The 1,162-nt window shown below is 55.5% G+C and carries 1 protein-coding gene; it reads right to left on the reverse strand.

The annotated features are described in order from the left end of the window. Nucleotides 1-4 precede the first annotated feature (4 nt). The coding region (locus FEK50_RS22300) for a glutamate decarboxylase (protein WP_138211680.1) at nt 5-1,162 on the reverse strand (1,158 nt) is incomplete at its 5' end.

Below are 1,162 nucleotides of genomic sequence, written 5' to 3' on the forward strand. Positions count from 1 at the left end.
GTTATCAGGTATGTTTAAAGCTGTTCTGCTGGGCAATGCCCTGCAGTTTCGGGTGATCGCTGAGGTATTTCAGGGAGGCTTTGTAGTCTTCCAGTAACAGTTCAGCGAAGTCCATTTCGAAGCCACGGCGGCACATAATGCGCATTACCACGATGTCGGTGGCTTCACCGCCGAGGGTAAATGCCGGAACCTGCCAGCCGCGCAGACGCAGACGTTCGGAAAGGTCATACAGGGTATATCCTGGATTTTCCCCGTCTTTCAGTTTGAAGCACACCGCCGGGATACCTTCATCCGGGCGACCCGTACAGATGAACTCATACGGCCCCAGTTTGGCGATTTCATTCGCCAGATAAGCAGCAACCTGGTAAGAGGCGTTCTGTACTTTGGTATAGCCTTCACGACCGAGGCGCAGGAACTCATAGTACTGGGCAATCACCTGACCTGCCGGACGGGAGAAGTTGATGGCGAAAGTACCAATCTGACCGCCGAGATAGTCAACGTTGAATATCAGTTCTTTCGGCAGCGCTTCTTCGTCACGCCAGATAACCCAGCCGCAGCCCAGCGGAGCCAGACCGAATTTATGGCCTGAAGCACTGATCGATTTCACGCGCGGCAGGCGGAAGTCCCAGACGATATCTGGCGCCACGAACGGCGCAAGGAAACCACCGCTGGCGGCGTCGATGTGCATGTCGATGTCGATACCGGTGTCGGCCTGGAATTTATCCAGTGCATCGTGCAGCGGTTGCGGGAACTCATAGTTACCGGTATAGGTCACGCCGAAAGTCGGCACCACGCCGATGGTGTTTTCGTCGCAGGCCTCAATCATGCGTTTCGGATCCATGAATAGCTGGCCGGGACGCATAGGGATCTCACGCAGCTCGACATCCCAGTAGCGGGCAAATTTATGCCAGCAGATTTGCACCGGACCGCAGACCAGGTTTGGTTTATCGGTCGGCTTACCTGCGGCTTCCATACGCTTGCGCCAACGCCATTTCATCGCCATCCCGCCGAGCATACAGGCCTCGGAAGAACCAATGGTGTTGGTGCCAACGGCCTGGCCGTTTTTCGGTGCAGGCGCGTGCCACAGGTCAGCAACCATATTTACACAGCGCAGGTCGATGGCTGCGGATTGCGGATATTCTTCTTTGTCGATCCAGTTTTT

It is taken from the genome of Escherichia sp. E2586, from assembly GCF_005781105.1.
GTDB lineage: Bacteria > Pseudomonadota > Gammaproteobacteria > Enterobacterales > Enterobacteriaceae > Escherichia.